Genomic DNA, 14,338 nt, shown 5'->3' with positions numbered 1-14,338 from the left:
GTGCCGCGCGACCAGCTCAAGGCCCGAGAATTCCTCTTCCTCGCCGAGGACCTCGCCCTCCGCGCCCTCCCGCCGGCCGTCCCGGCGCCCTCCCGCAGGGTCATGTGGACCATCCTCCAGCTCTCCTGGGGCGACCCCGCCTCGCACATCGAACTCCAGCCCCAGCCCGCCCGCAGCATCGTCGAACTCGGCCTCCACTTCGAAGGTCCCGTCGAGGTGAACGACGCCCGCGCTGCTCTCGTCGCCGCCCACGCCGGCCCGCTCATCGCCGCGCTCGGCCCCGCCTGGGAGCTCGAAGTGTGGACCCCCTCCTGGCGCCGGCTCCACCGCACCTTCGCCTTCGAAACCCTCACCCGCCAGCTCGCCGGGGCCGTCGCCGCCGAGATGGCCCGCGTCATTCCCCTCCTTTACCCCTTCTGTCTGCCAGTCCCCCAGCCTGCATTATCCCTAAGCGCCGCCGAAGCTACCCTCGCCCCATGACCCGCAGACTGCACCCCCTCCTCGCCGCCATTGCCGCCGCCGGGCTCATCGCCGCCGGCGCATGCGGCGGCGATGATGACGACACCGCCCCCACGCCCTCCACCCCCTCGCCTGCGGCGACCCAGGCTACTCCGGCCCGCACCGGCACCCCGGCCGCCACAGCGACCGCCGGCCCCATCACCCTCGAGAACCCGACGGTCACCGCCTCCGGCCTCCGCTACCAGGACATCGCCATCGGCGATGGCCCCTCGCCCCAGCCCGGCCAGCGCGTCACCGTCCACTACACCGGCTACTTCACCGACGGCCGCAAGTTCGACAGCTCGCTCGACCGCGGGCAGCCGTTCACCTTCGTCCTCGGCGTCGGACAGGTCATCAAGGGCTGGGACGAAGGCGTCGCCACCATGAAGGTCGGCGGCAAGCGGCTGCTCTACATCCCCGCGAACCTCGCCTACGGCAGCCGCGGACAGGGCCCCATCCCGCCCGATACCGACCTCATCTTCGAAGTCGAGCTGCTCGATATCCGCTAATCCCGGCGCCCCTCGACCCCCGCGGGCGGCTCCCACGCCCGCACCGCCTCCGCCGCAATCAGTCCCTCGATCTCGTCATCCGCGAAGCCCAGCTCACGCAGCACCTCCCGCGTGTGCTGGCCCAGCGCCGGCGACGGCAGCCGCGTCCCGGTCTCCCCGCCGCTCATCCGCAGCGGGCTGTTCGCCATCACCACCGGCCCCAGCACCGCGTGGTCGAACGTCCGCAGCAGTTCCATCGCCTTCACCTGCGGGTCATCGAACAGCTCCGCCGTGTACCGCACCGGCCCGCACGGCACCCCGGCCGCATCGAACGCCGCCACCCACTCGTCGGTCGTCTTCGTGCTGAAGATCGCCGCGATCAGTTCGTTCAACACCAGGTTCTCGTCCGGCGAGAGCGCTTCCGTATCGAACTCGTCGCCCTCCACCCGCGGGTCCTCCACGCCGAGCACCCGCACCGCCGCCCGCCGCAGCCGGTTGTTCAGGCAGGCGAGCGCGATGTACGAATCCTTCGTCTCGTACACCTTGTAGTACGGGTTGTTCCGCCGGCCCGTCTCGTGCCGCGTCGGCATTTCCCGCAGCACCTCCTCAACCCGCCGCCCCTCCGCCCGCGCCTGCGCAATCGCGGTCAGCACCCGCTCCCGCTGCTCCCGGTCCAGCCGCTCAATCGAGAACATTGGGCGGTACTGCACCGCGATCCCCGCCGCGAACAGGCTTGTCTCAATGAACTGCCCCTTCCCGGTCCGCTCCCGGTGGTAGAGCGCCGCCGCGGCCCCGTAGGCGAGCCACATCCCCGCCGCGAGGTCCGTCGGCGAGGTCGTGATGATCGGGTGCGGCAGTCCGCCGGCCCCCTCGAACGCCATGATCCCCGTCATCGCCTGCGACACGAGGTCGAACCCCGGCCGGTCCCGGTACGGCCCCGCGCTCCCGAACGCCGTGTTCTGGCAGTAGATCAGCCGCGGATTGACCGCCGAGAGCGTCGCGTAATCCACCCCCAGCCGCTCCGCCACCCCCGGCCGGTAGTTCGCCAGCAGGATGTCCGCCGTCTCCACCAGCCGGAGGAACACCTCCTTCCCCTCCGGCCGCTTCAGGTCGATCGAGATGCTCCGCTTCCCCTTGTTCACCCCCATGAACCCGCGGCTCTCGCCCGGCGCAACCGGCGCGGTGTGCCGCCAGAAATCCCCGAGCGGCGGTTCGACCTTGACCACGTCGGCCCCGAGGTCCGCCAGCATCTCTCCCGCCAGCGGCCCGGCGATGTACTCGCTCAGGTCGAGCACCCGCACCCCTTCGAACACGCCCCGGATCGTCTCCATCGTCACCCCTGCGCGTCCTCGCTCCCGTCAGCCGCGCGGCAGCCCCAGCCCGCGCGTCGCAATGATGTTGCGATTGATCTCCGAGGTCCCGGCCGCAATCGTCAACGCAACCGCCTGCAGCACCGTCGCCGGGATCTGCCCCGCGAGCGGCGCCCACGCCCCGTCCAGCAGCTGCCCCCGCAGCCCGAGCGTCGTGTACGCCACCCGCGCCATCCGCTGGTGGAGCTCCGTACCGAACGTCTTCGCCATCGACGCCTCGTAGTTCGGCACCAGCCCCCGGCTCTGCATCCACGCCACCCGGTACGACATCAGCCGCCCCACCTCGAAGCTGAGCGCCACGTCCGCCAGCGCCAGCCGCACCGGCGCCCGGTCGAACAGTGTCCCGCCGCCGCTGTCGCGCGCCGGCGTCGCCTTCGCGTACGCCACCACCTCCTCAAACGTCCGCAGCCCGCCGATCACCCGCCCGATGCCCGACCGCTCAAAATCCAGCGTCGCCGTCGACACGTACCAGCCCCGGTTCACCTCCCCGACCACCATGTTCGCCGGCACCCGCACGTCGTCGAAGAACACTTCGTTGAAGCCCGCCTGCCCGGTCATCTGCACCAGCGGGCGAACGGTAATCCCGGGAAGCTTCATATCCACGAGGAAGTAGGTGATGCCGCGGTGCTTCGGCGCATCCGGGTCCGTCCGCGCCAGCAGAATCATGTAGTCCGCCCGCTGCGCGTTCGAGGTCCAGATCTTCTGCCCGTTGATCACCCAGCAGTCGCCGTCGCGCACTGCCCGCGTCTGGAGCGAGGCAAGGTCCGAGCCCGAGCCCGGCTCACTGAACCCCTGGCACCAGGTCATCTCGTCCCGGGCGATTGCCGGCAGAAACTGTGCCTTCTGCTCCTCCGTCCCGAACAGGATCAGCGTCGGCCCCACCCGGTCGGCCCCCATCGTCTGGCCCGGGGCCCGGTGGTACGCCATCTCCTCGTTGTACACGAGCTGGCGCAGGTGAGGCGCCCCCTGTCCTCCGTACTCCTTCGGCCACGACATCGTCAGCCAGCCCCTCGCCGCCAGCTTCTTCGTGAACGACTCCCCCTCGCGCACCTTCGGCAGCTCCGCGCGGATGAACGCGCGGACCTCCTGCCGGAACGCCTCGTCCTCCGCGGAGAACCGGAACTCCATGGCGCACCCCTCGCCGCGTTTCGCGCACTCTACCGCGGCGGGGGAACCGGCGGTAGCCGCCCTACGCCTCCCCCCGCAGCCGCGGGTCCGATGCGCGGTTCGCCATCTCCAGCGCATCCTCCACCAGCGCGACTGTCCGCTCCCCGAAAGCCTCGAACCCCTCGCCCACGGTCTCCCCCTTCAGGTACCGCGCGTGGATGCCCTCCACAATGACCGCCAGCTTGTAGGTCGCGAACACCTCGTACCATTCGACCCGCGAAACGTCCCGTCCGCTCAGCCGGCCATACATCTCGACAATCTCGCGGCGCGTCGGGAACCCCGGGTAGGCCGTTGCCTTCGCCGCAATCCGGGCGTTCAGGAACCGCTCCGAATCGCCCACTTCGCCCCAGTACCCGAGGGTGTACCCGAGGTCCGTGAGCGGGTCCCCGAGCGTCGCCATCTCCCAGTCGAGCACAGCCACCACCCGGCCCGGGTCCTTCGGGTCGAGCATCATATTCCCGAGCCGGTAGTCCCCGTGCACGATCGTCGGCGCCGGCGATTCCGGTATGCTCGCCCGCAGCCGCCGGATCAGCTCATCGATCGCCGGCAGCTCCCGCGTCTTCGAGCGCTCCCACTGCTCGCTCCAGCGCCGCACCTGCCGCTCGAGGTATCCCTGCGGCCGCCCGAAATCGCCGAGCCCCACCGCCTCGTAGTCGATGGCGTGCAGCTGCACCAGCGTCTCCACCAGCGCCCGCGCAATCTTCTGCCGCTCCTCCGCCGTCTCCGCATACCCCGGCGGCAAATCCTCCCCGATGACCACGCCCTCCCGGTACTCCATCACGTAGAACGGGTATTCGTTCACCGAAGGGTCCTCGCACAGCGCGATTGGCGGCGGCGCCGGGAATCCCGCCCGCTGCATCGCTGTCAGCACCCGGAACTCCCGCACCATGTCGTGCGCCGTCGGCAGCACATGCCCCAGCGGCGGCCGCCGCAGCACCCAGGTATGGCCGTCGCCCTCCACCCGGTACGTCAGGTTCGAGCGCCCGCCGCTGATCAGCGTAAAGCGCAGCGGCACGTCGCCCCCGGGCACGTGCTCCGCAAAGAACTTCGAGACCGCCTCGTAGCGGATCCCCGCCGGTACCTCGTTCGTCATTTCGTTCCTCATCGAACCGGAAAGTATACGCCCCGGCTCCTTGCGCCGAAGCCGCAGAAGGGCGAAGATCGCAAAGCTCGAAAACCTCGTAGATCTGCCTGATGACCGATCATTTGGAAGGTTTGGATCGTTTGGTCGTCTGCTCGTGGGACACCACCTCCTGCGACGCAGCCGCCTTCGACCTCGCCTGCGCTGAGGCCCTCGCCCACGACGCATCCCTCATCGTCACCTGCCAGCGCATCGAGGCCGTCGCTCTCGCACCCTGCCCTCTCGGCTGCGCCGCCAGCCGCACCGGCCGCGACGCCTTCCGCTACCTCACTGCCCTCGCCGCCGGCCTCCACTCCATCGCCCTCGGCGAACACGAAATCCTCGGGCAGGTCCGCCGCGCCGCCGATGCTGCCCCGCCGCCGCTTGCCGCTGTCTTCGCCCGCGCCATCGCCGCCGCCCGCGCCTTCCGCAAGCGCCACCCCAGCGATGCCGATTCCGGCTCCCTCCTCCGCCTCGCCCTCCGCCGCCTCCCGGTCCCGGCCTCGCTCCTCATCGTCGGCTCCGGGCCCACCGCCGCCGCCGTCTGCCGCACCGCCCGCGACCTCGCCATTCCGCAGGTGACCGTGGTTTCCCGCACCGCCCCGGCCTGGCTCCGCGGCCGCGCCTCCGCCTGGCAGCCGCTCGACCGCCTCCCCGCGCTCCCCCCGCACGACCTCGCCGTCGTCGCCCTCGGCGGCGATGCCCCCGTCCTCCAGCCCGCCGACCTCCCCGCTGCCGCCGTCCTCGACCTCTCCACCCCCCGCCGCACCGACCCCGCCGACCCCCGCGTCACCGACCTCCGCGCCCTGCGCGAACTCGCCGGCTTCGAAGGCCGCGCACCCCTCTTCGCTGAACTCGACAACGACATCGACCGCGTCCTCGCCCACTGGTCCGAAGATGCCGCCTCCCCCGTCGGCCGCTTCCGCCGCGCCGTCGAGCTCCGCCGCCGCGCCGACCTCGAACGCATCGCCCGACGCCACCCCGAAATTCCCCGCCACGTTCTCGAAACCATCACCCGCAGCCTCGTCGCCCACATCCTCCACGAGCCGTCGGAGCGCCTCCGCGCCCTCGACCCTGCCACCGCCAGCATCGTCGCCGCCATCTTCGAACCCGCGGAGCAGCCATGACCGCCACATCCGTCCTCAGCACCGCCCACCCCGAGACCGCCCGCATCCTCGCCGTCGCCGAAGACGGCCTCGCCGGCTTCCACGAACGCCCCTTCGCCGCCATCGCCGAACGCGCCGGCCTCCCCGAGCAGCTCGTCATTGAACGCATCCGCGACCTCCTCGAAGCCGGCGTCGTCCGCCGCGTCCGCCAGACCCTCAATACCGGCAGCCTCGCCCACGGCGCCCTCGTCGCGTGGAAGGTCCCCGCCGATGCGCTCCACGACGCCTTCGATACCCTCTTCCGCGACGACCCCTTCTCCGGCCACGTCGTCATCCGCTCCACCGACTCCTCCCTGCCCGGAGCCGCCTTCCGGCTCTGGACCACCGTCAAGGTGCCGCAGGGCTTCTCCCTTGAACGCCACGTGGCGTATATAGCCCGCGTCATCGGCGCCGAAGCGTGGCGGGTCATGCCCGCGCGCTGCCTCTTCGCCCTCGGCGTCGGTCATGTCCGCCGCCGCAGCCTCGAACCGGGCGCCCGCGCCGATGCCCCCGCACAGCCCCAGTTCCCCCAACTGACCCGGCTCACCGCCGCCGAATGGCAGGCCCTCGCCGCCCTCAAGGAGCCGCTCGAGCCCGGCGAACTCCTCCCCGAGCCGTGGCGCGCCCGCGCCGATCGGTTCGGCCTCCCGTACGAAGCCTTCCTCGAAGCGGTCCGCGGCCTCGAAGCGAAAGGCCTCATCGCCCGCTTCTCCACCTTCCTCGAACACGTCAAAGAACTCCCCACCGGCGAACGGGTCACCCGCTACAACGCCCTCTTCCACTGGGCCGTCGAACCCGGCCGCGAACTCGAAGCCGGCGCCGAAGTCGGCCGCCACCACATCATCACCCACGCCTACTGGCGCGAGGCCGGCCCCGAATTCGGCAACGTCAACATCATGGCCGTCGCCCACGGCACCGAAAAGGCCGCCCTCCTCGCCCACAAGGCCGCCATCGACGCCCACCTCGCCGAAGCCGGCATCCCCGTCGCCTACACCACCCAGTTCTGGGGCGGCCGCTCCGAAATCAAGCCCTCCGAAATCCTCCCCTCTGCCTACGAAACCTTCTGCCGCGAACGCGGCATCGACCCCGACACCATGCGCGAGGACGCCTGACCATGCAGTATCGACCCCTCAACGGCACACCCCTCACCCTCTCCGCCGTCGGCTTCGGCGTCTGGACCGTCGGAACCACCTGGTGGGGCGTCACCGACCGCCAGGAGGGCATCCGCCTCCTCCGCCTCGCCTTCGACCTCGGCATCACCTTCTTCGATACCGGCAACACCTACGCCGACGGCGCCGCCGAGACCATCCTCGCCGACGCCCTCGGCCATCGCCGCTCCGACATCGTCATCGCCACCAAGTTCGGGTACGACCTCTCCGTCCCGCCCCGCCCGAACCAGCAGGAGCGCCCGCACGACTGGTCACCCGCCCACATGCGCCGCTCCCTCGAAGACTCCCTCCGCCGCCTCCGCACCGGCTGGATCGACTACTACCAGCTCCACAACCCCCGCATCGACGCCATCCAGCGCGACGACCTCCTCGCCGCCCTCGAAGACGCCCGCCGCGAGGGGCTCATCCGCGCCTACGGCGTCGCCCTCGGCCCCGCCATTGATATGCGCCAGGCCGATGAGGGCATCGCCGCCGTCCGTCGCGGCATGCCCGCCCAGCTCATCTACAACATCCTCGAGCAGGAGCTCGGCGAAGCGATCTTCCCCGTCGCCCGCGAATGCGGCGTCGGCACGCTCGCCCGCGTCCCCCACGCCTCCGGCCTGCTCGATGGCACCGCAACCCGCACCACCGAATTCCCGCCTGGCGACCACCGCCGCTGGCGCATCGATACCCCCGAAAAGCGCGCCGCTTGGGAAGAGGGCATCCGCCGCGCCGGCACCCTCGCCTTCCTCGCCCGCGATGGCCGCACCCTCGGCCAGGCCGCCATCCAGTTCATCCTCCGCGAGCCCTCCATCGGCGCCGTCATCCCCAACATCTACGACGAGGCCGGCCTCCGCGAGTTCGCCGCAGCCTGCGAAGCCCCGCCGCTCACCGACGCCGAGTACGACGCCATCCAGCGCCTCCGCGCCGCCGGATACCCCGAACCCGAAGGAGCCCCCGCATGACCGCCGAACCCGCCGCCCAGCCCGCCCGCCCGCGCGGCCCCATGGTCGAACTCGACCCCTCCGGCCGCGTCAACCCGAAGGAGCCCGACCGCGCCCGCCGCCAGTTCCTCAACTACGCCTTCTTCCGCATCGACCCCGCCTTCCGCCGCCTCCCCCGCGAAGAGCGCTGCGCCCTCCACCGCGAATACGTCGAGGTCCTCCGCCGCTGGGCCGGCCGCGACGATGTCATCCTCCGCACCTACACCCTCGAAGGCCTCCGTGCCGACTGCGACTTCATGCTCTGGCGCATCGCCCACGACGTCCGCCGCTTCAACGAGATGCAGCGCGACCTCAACGCCACCGGCATGGCCGGCTGGCTCAGCCCCGCCTACAGCTTCCTCTCCCTCCAGAAGCGCTCCCAGTACGTTAACCGCATTGAAGGCTCCGGGCAGGGCGTCGAGCTCCTCCCCGGCGAAGGCCAGTTCCTCTTCGTCTATCCTTTCGTCAAAACTCGCGCCTGGTACGCCCTCAGCCCCCACGCCCGCCAGGGCATGATGGACGAGCACATCCACGTCTCCGCCCCCTTCAAAGGCGTCCGCCTCAACACCAGCTACAGCTACGGCATCGACGACCAGGAGTTCGTCGTCGCCTTCGATTCCGACTACCCCCAGGAGTTCGTCGACCTCGTCGGCCGCCTCCGCTTCACCGAAGCCTCCCTCTACACCCAGCGCGACACGCCCATGTTCACCTGCCTCAAGACCACGCCCGAGAACATCTTCACCCCCTGACCCCGGCGTCCCTCCGCCAGCGCCTTCGACTCGACATGTCACAATGAACACCATGCCGAACCTCACAGGCCACGCCTGGCTCGTCGGCGCCGGCCCCGGCGACCCCGGCCTCCTCACCCTCGCCGCCCGCGACGCCCTCCAGCAGGCCGACGTCGTCCTCTACGACGCGCTCATCGGCCCCGAGGTGCTCCGCTTCGCCCGCCCCGGGGCCGAGCTCGTGCCCGTCGGTAAGCGCGCCGGCGCCCACGCGATGCCCCAGGAGGAGATCAACCGCCTCCTCGTCGCCCGCACCGGCGAAGGCCGCCGCGTCGTCCGCCTCAAGGGCGGCGACCCCTTCGTCTTCGGCCGCGGCGGCGAAGAAGCCCTCGCCCTCCGTGCCGCCGGCCTCCCCTTTACCGTCATCCCCGGCGTCACCTCCGCCGTCGCCGTCCCCGCCGCCGCCGGCATCCCCGTCACCCACCGCGGCCTCGCGACTCGCTTTACCGTCATCACCGCCGCCGACCGCGCCGGCGCGGTCCCCGCTGACCTCCCCGGGCCCGCTGCCGCCGGCACCCTCGTCATCCTCATGGGTGCGGCCGCTCTCCCCGCCCTCGTCGAACGCCTCCTCGCCGCCGGCTGGGACCCGGATACCCCCGCGGCCTCGATCGCGAACGGCACCCTCCCCGGGCAGCAGGTCGTCACCGCGCCCCTCGCCGGCATCGCACTCGCGGCGTCGTGCCTCCCCACGCCCCTCATCACCGTCGTCGGCCCGGTGGCCGCCCTCGCCGAACAGCTCGGCCCCGGCCGGTTTGGACCGCTTGTCGGCCGTTCCGTCGTGGTCACCCGCTCGCGCACGCAGTCGTCAACGCTCAGCGAGGCGCTTCGCAACCTCGGTGCCACGGTGATCGAAGCGCCCGCCATCGCCATCCGCCTCCACCCCGAGCGCATCCTCGCCGATGAGCGCTGCGCCAGCCGCTGGGACTGGGTCGTGTTCACCAGCCAGAACGCTGTCGCCGCCGTCTTCGACGCGTTCGACGCCGCCGGCCTCGATGCCCGCGCCTTCGGCACCACCCGCATCGCTGCCGTCGGCGATGCCACCGCTGCCGCCCTCCGCGCCCGTGCCATCCGCCCCGACTTCCTCCCCTCACGCGCCACCTCGGCCGCCCTCGCCGACGAACTCCCCCGCGTGCGGGGCGCCCGGGTCTTCCTCCCCATCTCCTCCCTCGCCGGTCCCGAGCTCGAAGACGCCCTCCGTGCCCGCGGCGCTCACGTCGAACGGGTGGACGCCTATGACACCATCCCCGAAACGCTCGACCCGGCCACCATCGCCCGGGTGCAGGCCGCCGACGCCATCACCTTCACCAGCGCCTCCACGGCCCGCTTCCTCCGCCAGGCCCTCGCCGAGACCGTCCTCGCCCCGGAAGTCCGCCTCGTGAGCATCGGCCCCGCCACCTCTGCCGCCGTCCGCGCCGCCTTCGGCCGCGTCGACGCCGAGGCCCCCGAGCCCTCCATCCCCGCCCTCGTCGGCGCCGTCCTGGAGGTCCTTGCATGAGCATCCTGGTCGAACTCCTCCCCGGGGCCGGGCCCGTCCTCGTCATCGGCGGCGGTACCGTCGCCCGGCGCAAGGTCCAGGCCCTCGTTGACGGGGGCTTCACCGTCGTCGTCATCGCCCCCGAGGTCGACCCGGCCATCGCCGCACTCGACACCGTGACCTGCATCCGTCGGCCCTTCGTTCACGTCGATGTCGATGCCCGCCCGTGGGCGCTCGTCCTCGCCTGTACCGCGGACCGCGAGGTCAACCGCACCGTCGGCGAGCTCGCCCGCGCCCGCCACATCCCCGTCCTTGTCGCCGACGCCCGCGCCGAGAGCACCATCGCCTTCCCCGCCCTTCACCGCGACGGCGACCTCCTCGTCGGCGTCTCCACCTCGGGCGCCGACCCGGCGCTTGCCGCCCGCCTCCGCGATTCGGTCGCCGAAGCCCTCGGCCCCGGCCGCGCCGCGGAGGTCGCCGCCGCCCGCGCCGCCCGCGCCGCCCGCCGCACTACGGAGCCCAACGCATGACCCACCTCATCCTCGCCGGCCACGGCTCCCACCTCAACGCAGATTCGAGCGAGCCCTTCCACCGCCTCGCCGCCGCCCTCCGCACCTCCGGCGACTTCGATGCCGTCTCCGTCGCCCTCTGGAAGGAGGAGCCGTCCCTCGCCCTCGCCCTCGACGCCGTCACCGACCCCGAGGTCGTCGTCGTCCCCATCTTCATCTCCACCGGCTACTTCACCCGCACGGTCGTGCCCCGCGAAATGCGCCTCGACGGTCCGCTGACCCGCCGCGCCGGCCAGCGGATCCGCTATACCCCGCCCGTCGGCACCCATCCGCGCCTCGCCGACGTCATCATCGAACGCGCCCGCGAAGCCGGCGCCGGCCCGGCTGACGCCCTCGTCGTCCTCGGCCACGGCACCCGCCGCGACTCCCAGTCCGAGAAGAACGTCTACGCCATGGCCGACCTCGTCGCCCGGCGCGCCCTCTTCGCCGAGTGCGGCGTCGCCTTCATCGACCAGGAGCCCGGCATGCTCACCATGCTCGAACGGTTCCGCGCCGACCGCCTCTTCGTCGTCCCGCTCTTCATCGCTGAAGGCTGGCACGTCGGCGAGACTATCCCCGCCGACCTCGCCCTCGACGGCCCCGAGACCCGCCGCGGCGGCCGCGTCGTCCACTACACCCCGCCAGTCGGCACCCACCCCGCCCTCGCCGCGGTCGTCCGCGAACTCGCCCGCGAGGCCCTCACCGCCTTCCCCCCTTCCGCCGCCTCCGCTCGCCCCGCCCGGCCTGCCCCCGCCCCGCTGCCCCGCGTCATCGGCGAACTCCGCATTGAGGACGGCCGGGTCTGCGGACCCGGCGAACCCGTCCGCGAACTCCCGCCCGACCCCGAAGCGGTCCGCCGCCACGTCCGCATCGGCGAAGATGGCCGCTACCGGCCGCTCCCCGGCGCACGCGGCCTCCCCGGCGGCTGGTTCGTCCGCACCGGCGAGGACTGCACCGCGGAAGCCGTCGTCGAAGCCGTCTACCCCCTCGCCACCGTCCACGAGCGGCAGGCCCGCGCCGGCGAACTCCGCATCGTCCCCCTCGACGAGGTCCTCGAACGCCAGTCCGGCCGCTACGAGAGCGCCCGCTCCCTCTCCGGGCGCGGCCGCCGCGTCCTCCGCGACATCCTCTGCGGCCGCTGCATCCGCACCCCCGCCTGGCCCCTCTCCTCCCTCCCCGCTCCCGGCTCCCCGCTCCCGGCTCCCGGCTCCCCGCCCTGCCCCGAGGCCTGCAGCGTCTTCGTCGCCCTCGCCCGCGAGGCCGCCGCCTGGGAGCGCGACGGCGCCGAGCCCGCCCCCGTCGACCCCGCCATCCCCTTCGCCGCCTTCGAAGAGCCCGGCAACGAAATCCGCGAAGCCGTCCTCGCCGCTATCCTCGAACCGGCACACCCCGGAGCCCCCGCATGACCAACCAGTCGATCCGTGAAGCCGCCGCCGGCCTCTTCCCCGGCGGCGTCAACAGCCCCGTCCGCTCCTACCGCTCCGTCGGCGGCGACCCCCTCCCCATCGTCCGCGGCGCCGGCCCGTACGTCTTCGACGCCGACGGCGCCCGCTACATCGACTACGTCGGCGGCTTCGGGCCCGCTATCCTCGGCCACGCCCGCCCCGAAGTGACTCGCGCCATCGCCGAGGCCGCCGCCGATGGGCTCGCCTTCGGCGCGCTCGGCCCGCGGGAGGTCGAGCTCGCCGCTGTCATCCGCGACGCCACCGGCCTCGAACGCCTCCGCTTCCTCAACTCCGGCACCGAGGCGACCATGACGGCCATCCGCATCGCCCGCGCCGCCACCGGCCGCGACCTGGTGGTCAAGTTCGACGGCTGCTACCACGGCCACAGCGACGGCCTCCTCGTCCGGGCCGGGAGCGGCGTCGCCACCCTCGGCATGAGCGATTCCGCCGGCGTCCCCCAGGCCGTCGCTGGCCTCACCGCCGTCCTCCCCTACAACGATCCGGCCGCCCTCATCCGCTGGTTCGATGCCCACCCTGCCGATACCGCCGCCGTCATCGTCGAGAGCATCCCGGCAAACGTCGGCATCCTCGCGCCGGACCCCGAATTCCTCCAGGTGCTCCAGGCCGTCCCCCGCGCGCACGGCGCCCTCCTCATCGCCGACGAAATCATCACCGGCTTCCGGCTCGCCCGCGGCCTCTCCGGGGTCCTCCCCGCAGCCGACCTCGTGACCCTCGGGAAGATCATCGGCGGCGGGCTCCCCATCGGCGCCATCGGCGGCCCCGCGCGCCTGCTCGGCCTCCTCGCGCCCGAAGGCCCCGTTTACCAGGCCGGCACCTTCAGCGCCAACCCCGCCGTCATGGCTGCCGGGCTCGCCACCCTGCAGCTGCTCACACCCGCCGCCTACCAGCGGCTCGAACAGGTCGCCCGCCACCTCGAAAACGGCCTGCGCACGGCCATCCGCCGCGCCGAGGCCCCGGCCAGCGTCGTCCGCTACGGCTCCATGCTCTCCCTCTTCTTCCGCCCCGAACCCCCGCGTGACTACGCCCAGGCCCGCGAGGCCGATACCGCCGCCTTCGCCCGCTTTCACCGCGCCATGCGCGCGCGTGGTGTCCTCATCCCGCCCTCCCAGTTCGAAACCTGGTTCGTCTCCCTCGCCCACAACGAGCCCGAGATCGATGCCACCGTCTGCGCTGCTGCCGAAGCCCTCCGCGAGGCCTGCCCGGCATGACCGTCCTCCGCCTCGGCACGCGCGGCAGCCAGCTCGCCCTGGCCCAGGCGCGGCTCGTGGCCGACCGTCTCGAAGCCGCTGCCCCCGGCCTGGCGGTCGAGCTCGTCACCATCGCTACCGCCGGCGACCGCGACCAGTCCACCCCCCTCGCCGAAGGCGAACGCCCCGGCTGGTTCACCACCGCCATCCAGGAGGCCCTCCAGCGCGGCGAGGTCGACATCGCCGTCCACAGCCTCAAAGACCTGCCCACCCGCCGCCCCGGGGGGCTCGTCATCGCCGCCGTCCCGCTCCGCGAAGACCCCCGCGATGCCCTCGTCTCCCGCACCGGCGCCCCCCTCCGCGATCTCCCCCGCGGGTCAGTCGTCGGCACCGGTTCCCCCCGCCGCGAGGCCCAGCTCCGCGAACTCCGGCCCGACCTCGACATCCGCCCCATCCGCGGCAACGTCGAAACCCGCATCCGCAAAGTCCGCGATGGCGAGTACGATGCCGCCGTCGTCGCCCTCGCCGGGCTCCGCCGCCTCGGCCTCGAAACCGAAGCCGCCGAAATCTTCGGCCTCGAGGAGATGCTCCCCGCGCCCGGCCAGGGCGCCCTCGCCGTCGAATGCCGTGCCGACGATGCCCGCGCGCGCGACCTGCTCGCCCGGGTCGACGACCCCGCGGTCCGCCTCGCCGTCACCGCCGAGCGCAGCTTCCTCGCCGCCATCGAGGGCGGCTGCAGCTTCCCCGCCGCCGCCTACGCCGAGCATTTTGGCTCGACCCTCAAGCTCCACGCCCTGGTCGCGTCCGGCGGCCGGATCATCCGCTCGAAAATGGGCGGCCCCGCCGAAACCGCCGCCGGCCTCGGGCGCCAGCTCGCCGAAGATCTCCTCCAGCGCGCCGGCCTCCGGTAGCCCCCGCCCTGACTGCGCCGCTGCCCGCGCGTCGTGGTACAACGGAGC

General features: G+C 72.3%; 14 protein-coding genes. 11 read left to right on the top strand and 3 right to left on the bottom strand.

Going from position 1 to position 14,338, the window contains the following annotated elements; genetic code table 11:
* Nucleotides 1-480 (top strand): hypothetical protein, encoded by a 480-nt coding sequence (locus A9A59_RS13865; RefSeq protein WP_165772394.1) that lies wholly within the window; start codon nucleotides 1-3, stop codon nucleotides 478-480.
* Nucleotides 477-1,007, top strand: coding sequence for an FKBP-type peptidyl-prolyl cis-trans isomerase (locus tag A9A59_RS00425; protein ID WP_098502391.1), 531 nt, complete (start codon nucleotides 477-479; stop codon nucleotides 1,005-1,007). The genes A9A59_RS13865 and A9A59_RS00425 overlap by 4 nt, the downstream gene beginning before the upstream one ends.
* On the opposite strand, the gene A9A59_RS00420 is transcribed toward A9A59_RS00425, so the two are convergent.
* From A9A59_RS00420 to A9A59_RS00410, 3 genes are all read right to left on the bottom strand, one after another.
* Complete coding sequence (locus A9A59_RS00420) at nucleotides 1,004-2,317, bottom strand: CaiB/BaiF CoA transferase family protein (RefSeq protein ID WP_133117451.1); 1,314 nt, start codon at nucleotides 2,315-2,317, stop codon at nucleotides 1,004-1,006. The genes A9A59_RS00425 and A9A59_RS00420 overlap by 4 nt on opposite strands.
* 27 nt (nucleotides 2,318-2,344) lie before the next feature.
* Nucleotides 2,345-3,484 (bottom strand): acyl-CoA dehydrogenase family protein, encoded by a 1,140-nt coding sequence (locus tag A9A59_RS00415; RefSeq protein ID WP_165772393.1) that lies wholly within the window; start codon nucleotides 3,482-3,484, stop codon nucleotides 2,345-2,347.
* A 61-nt stretch (nucleotides 3,485-3,545) separates the two neighbouring features.
* Nucleotides 3,546-4,628 carry a phosphotransferase family protein gene (locus tag A9A59_RS00410; protein WP_278286739.1) on the bottom strand — a complete coding sequence of 361 codons (1,083 nt, stop codon included), beginning with the start codon at nucleotides 4,626-4,628 and terminating at the stop codon, nucleotides 3,546-3,548.
* Between the two features lie 110 nt (nucleotides 4,629-4,738).
* Between A9A59_RS00410 and A9A59_RS00405 the strand changes: the two genes are divergently transcribed.
* From A9A59_RS00405 to hemC, 9 genes are read left to right on the top strand one after another with little or no spacing between them, the layout of a single operon-like run.
* Nucleotides 4,739-5,770 (top strand): glutamyl-tRNA reductase, encoded by a 1,032-nt coding sequence (locus A9A59_RS00405; protein ID WP_165772392.1) that lies wholly within the window; start codon nucleotides 4,739-4,741, stop codon nucleotides 5,768-5,770.
* The gene (locus A9A59_RS00400; RefSeq protein WP_098502387.1) at nucleotides 5,767-6,900 is read left to right on the top strand and encodes an Lrp/AsnC family transcriptional regulator; all 1,134 of its coding nucleotides are present in this window, start codon (nucleotides 5,767-5,769) and stop codon (nucleotides 6,898-6,900) included. Before A9A59_RS00405 ends, A9A59_RS00400 begins: the two co-directional genes overlap by 4 nt.
* A gap of 2 nt (nucleotides 6,901-6,902) precedes the next feature.
* Nucleotides 6,903-7,901 (top strand): aldo/keto reductase, encoded by a 999-nt coding sequence (locus A9A59_RS00395; protein WP_098502386.1) that lies wholly within the window; start codon nucleotides 6,903-6,905, stop codon nucleotides 7,899-7,901.
* Complete coding sequence (locus A9A59_RS00390; protein WP_098502385.1) at nucleotides 7,898-8,668, top strand: chlorite dismutase family protein; 771 nt, start codon at nucleotides 7,898-7,900, stop codon at nucleotides 8,666-8,668. Before A9A59_RS00395 ends, A9A59_RS00390 begins: the two co-directional genes overlap by 4 nt.
* A 52-nt stretch (nucleotides 8,669-8,720) precedes the next feature.
* Entirely contained in the window at nucleotides 8,721-10,199 is a 1,479-nt protein-coding gene (cobA, locus tag A9A59_RS00385; RefSeq protein WP_181950221.1) for a uroporphyrinogen-III C-methyltransferase, read from the top strand.
* The gene (locus tag A9A59_RS00380; RefSeq protein ID WP_098502383.1) at nucleotides 10,196-10,708 is read left to right on the top strand and encodes a precorrin-2 dehydrogenase/sirohydrochlorin ferrochelatase family protein; all 513 of its coding nucleotides are present in this window, start codon (nucleotides 10,196-10,198) and stop codon (nucleotides 10,706-10,708) included. The genes cobA and A9A59_RS00380 overlap by 4 nt, the downstream gene beginning before the upstream one ends.
* The gene (locus A9A59_RS00375; RefSeq protein ID WP_098502382.1) at nucleotides 10,705-12,132 is read left to right on the top strand and encodes a CbiX/SirB N-terminal domain-containing protein; all 1,428 of its coding nucleotides are present in this window, start codon (nucleotides 10,705-10,707) and stop codon (nucleotides 12,130-12,132) included. Before A9A59_RS00380 ends, A9A59_RS00375 begins: the two co-directional genes overlap by 4 nt.
* A complete protein-coding gene (hemL, locus tag A9A59_RS00370; protein ID WP_098502381.1) occupies nucleotides 12,129-13,400 on the top strand; it encodes a glutamate-1-semialdehyde 2,1-aminomutase in 1,272 nt (423 codons plus the stop codon). Before A9A59_RS00375 ends, hemL begins: the two co-directional genes overlap by 4 nt.
* Nucleotides 13,397-14,290, top strand: a complete 894-nt coding sequence (gene hemC, locus A9A59_RS00365) for a hydroxymethylbilane synthase (RefSeq protein ID WP_098502380.1) — start codon at nucleotides 13,397-13,399, stop codon at nucleotides 14,288-14,290. Before hemL ends, hemC begins: the two co-directional genes overlap by 4 nt.
* Nucleotides 14,291-14,338: the final 48 nt, after the last annotated feature.

Source organism: Tepidiforma thermophila (assembly GCF_002563855.1).
Classification (GTDB): Bacteria; Chloroflexota; Dehalococcoidia; order Tepidiformales; family Tepidiformaceae; genus Tepidiforma; species Tepidiforma thermophila.
The sequence above is the reverse complement of the archived record's forward strand: the minus strand, read 5'-3'. Positions and strand labels throughout refer to the sequence as shown.

What these genes read in the sequence shown, in the direction of transcription:
- A9A59_RS00400 (WP_098502387.1), top strand. Translation starts at nt 5,767, where the DNA reads ATGACCGCCACATCCGTCCTCAGCACCGCCCACCCCGAGACCGCCCGC.
- A9A59_RS00415 (WP_165772393.1), bottom strand. Translation starts at nt 3,484, where the DNA reads ATGGAGTTCCGGTTCTCCGCGGAGGACGAGGCGTTCCGGCAGGAGGTC.
- cobA (WP_181950221.1), top strand. Translation starts at nt 8,721, where the DNA reads ATGCCGAACCTCACAGGCCACGCCTGGCTCGTCGGCGCCGGCCCCGGC.
- A9A59_RS00375 (WP_098502382.1), top strand. Translation starts at nt 10,705, where the DNA reads ATGACCCACCTCATCCTCGCCGGCCACGGCTCCCACCTCAACGCAGAT.
- hemL (WP_098502381.1), top strand. Translation starts at nt 12,129, where the DNA reads ATGACCAACCAGTCGATCCGTGAAGCCGCCGCCGGCCTCTTCCCCGGC.
- A9A59_RS00380 (WP_098502383.1), top strand. Translation starts at nt 10,196, where the DNA reads ATGAGCATCCTGGTCGAACTCCTCCCCGGGGCCGGGCCCGTCCTCGTC.
- A9A59_RS00420 (WP_133117451.1), bottom strand. Translation starts at nt 2,317, where the DNA reads ATGGAGACGATCCGGGGCGTGTTCGAAGGGGTGCGGGTGCTCGACCTG.
- A9A59_RS00390 (WP_098502385.1), top strand. Translation starts at nt 7,898, where the DNA reads ATGACCGCCGAACCCGCCGCCCAGCCCGCCCGCCCGCGCGGCCCCATG.
- A9A59_RS00395 (WP_098502386.1), top strand. Translation starts at nt 6,903, where the DNA reads ATGCAGTATCGACCCCTCAACGGCACACCCCTCACCCTCTCCGCCGTC.
- A9A59_RS00410 (WP_278286739.1), bottom strand. Translation starts at nt 4,628, where the DNA reads ATGAGGAACGAAATGACGAACGAGGTACCGGCGGGGATCCGCTACGAG.
- hemC (WP_098502380.1), top strand. Translation starts at nt 13,397, where the DNA reads ATGACCGTCCTCCGCCTCGGCACGCGCGGCAGCCAGCTCGCCCTGGCC.
- A9A59_RS00425 (WP_098502391.1), top strand. Translation starts at nt 477, where the DNA reads ATGACCCGCAGACTGCACCCCCTCCTCGCCGCCATTGCCGCCGCCGGG.